At 21.6% G+C, this 2,401-nt stretch carries 2 protein-coding genes; both read right to left on the bottom strand.

The features are described from left to right. Positions 1-951: 951 nt before the first annotated feature. Positions 952-1,488 (bottom strand): lipoprotein, encoded by a 537-nt coding sequence (locus EHU54_RS05520; RefSeq protein ID WP_400249381.1) that lies wholly within the window; start codon positions 1,486-1,488, stop codon positions 952-954. 7 nt (positions 1,489-1,495) lie between these two features. Then, complete coding sequence (locus tag EHU54_RS05515) at positions 1,496-1,879, bottom strand: lipoprotein (protein WP_400249380.1); 384 nt, start codon at positions 1,877-1,879, stop codon at positions 1,496-1,498. Positions 1,880-2,401 lie beyond the last annotated feature (522 nt).

Below are 2,401 nucleotides of genomic sequence, written 5' to 3'. Positions count from 1 at the left end.
AAGTGTCTTAAATAATTATTTACGCGATATGACAACTAATTATAAAACTAGTTTCTTATTACCACATGACTATGAAATACCAACATTTAATTACCCACAATATGTNTTACCACCAGTACCATATAATTATAAGGAATATACAAAAGATATTATGCGTTCTGATGTAGTACTACCATTATTAACTAAAATTATTGCACCAGCACAATGTAAATGAAAAAATAATCCTAGAAGTTTTATTAATTTATTTTCTGATGAATTTAATGAAGCATATTATGAAATTGAAATTGATTTAAGACAAATTGACCCAACAATTCAAAGTATAGATAAATTTATTAGTTCTTATAAAACCATTGAAATAAGTAATCTAAGTAATTTACAAGTTGAATGTGGACAACCAAATATAGAAAATTTTATTCCTAATAGAAATATTAATCTTATAGCAGGTGCTAATAGTTGTGATGTTAGTGGAGGTTCATTAGCCAATATTACTTTAAAAGAAAGTGGTCGTTCACAAACTGATAAAGTTAATTTTGATAATACAATAACTTTATATACTGATAATATAACTAATGAAATTCAAACATTTACTACTGCGTATACTAATGGATTATCGAGTGATAATTATAAAAACAATTATTTATCAGAAAAAAATCATTGATATATTAATTTTTTACTTAAAATAACAAAATTATCTAATAGTGATAATAATAAAATTAAAGAAACATATCTACAAGCATATTATACTAATGATCTAAAATTAAAAATTAGATTTACAAAAATAGTATTTGCAGAATTATTTTCAGGATTTGGATGGATTTATTTTGGTAATGATAAAGATATTATATTAGATATTTCTAATCCAAATGTATTAGGAATTAGAAATAAAAATGATAACCCAGTTAAAATTACAATAAAACCAAGATAATAAAAAAGAGATGCAATATCTCTTTTTTATTCTCTCTTAACTTTTATATTACCATTTTCATCTAAAATTAATTCAAGCTCTGGTTTATTTAAATTTCAACGATAAACTGATTTAATATAATTTATATAATCAGAATTTCTTTCGCCTCATTTTACAAAACCAAAAGGATTATTACGATTATAAATTAAAGATGCATCTTGTATTTTATTTATGTTGTTAATACCTCTGAAAAACTTTAATTCATAGTTATTATCTTTGTATATATTATATTCTTGGTTCACATTAATACTATAATTTCTAAAAATTTTGCTAATTTTTCATTTATCTTTTTTTCAAACTATATAATATCATTTATTATCAACTTTATTAAATGGTTTTTCTTGTGGTGCTATTCATTCTAAATTGTCTCTAATTTCTTGGTTAGTAGTGTTTATTTTGTTTTCTTTTTTTAAATGTTCTAATTCTTCTTTTGTATATTCTTGTGGTGTATTACAAGCAACTAAACTAGTTGTACTTGTTCCAACTAATGATATTGCACCAATAATACTTAATAATCTTTTCATATATTTTTTATTTCATTCATACTCTTAATCTTGAAGTTTGTCCTTCTCAATTTTTATCATTTTTAGAAGCAATTATAACAACATAAATAACACTGTTGTCAAATTGAGGAAAATCAGAAATATCGTTTTTATTACTTAAATTTTCATCAGAATAATAATTAATAGTATAACCTTCATTTAAAGGTTTATTTATAAATTCTTGTGCATTAATAATTTTTGTATTTAAATCAGATAGTTGTTTATTTTTTTCATGAATAATATTTACAGTTAATTTATTTATTGTATTTAAATTAATTTTTTGTTTTATATTTCCTCCATCGCAAGCAATTACACTGTTTGCTTCGCTTGCAGTTAAACTAACTATACATAAAATACTTAATAATCTTTTCATTTTAATTAACCCTCTTTTCTAATATTTATTAATTTATTAAATTATATATATATATATATATATAATCAAGGGTAAATTAGATAATAAAAATAAAAAAAGTGTCAATAATATAAGCACTTTTGCAATATTTTATTAATTATTTATAGCTGAAAAGATGACTACAAATATTAATAAACATATAAAAGAAGGTTTAAGTAATTTATTTAATAAATTACTTAGATGAATTATATACCATTATTACGCGTTTTAAGGGCTAAATTAGCAATAAAATATATTAATTTTAAGTTTAAAAATATATAAAGTATTGTATTGCTAAAATANTAGTGTAAAATAGTTATAACGGTTTATCCTTTTAACAAAAAAATAATTTACGGTTTATGCTTTCCGCCTTAAAAAGACTTATGCTGACTTGTTAATCGAACAAGGATAAAAAAAGAGGAGTTTATAAAATGGCGCTTACAAAAGAACAATTAATAGAACAAGGTTTAAGTGAAGAGATTGCAGAAAATATTTTAAATGAAT

Origin of the sequence: Spiroplasma sp. ald, assembly GCF_044714355.1 — a bacterium.
Taxonomy (GTDB): Bacteria; Bacillota_I; Bacilli_A; order Mycoplasmatales; family Mycoplasmataceae; genus Spiroplasma; species Spiroplasma phoeniceum.
Note: the sequence above shows the minus strand (reverse complement) of the source record. Positions and strands in the feature narration are given on the sequence as shown.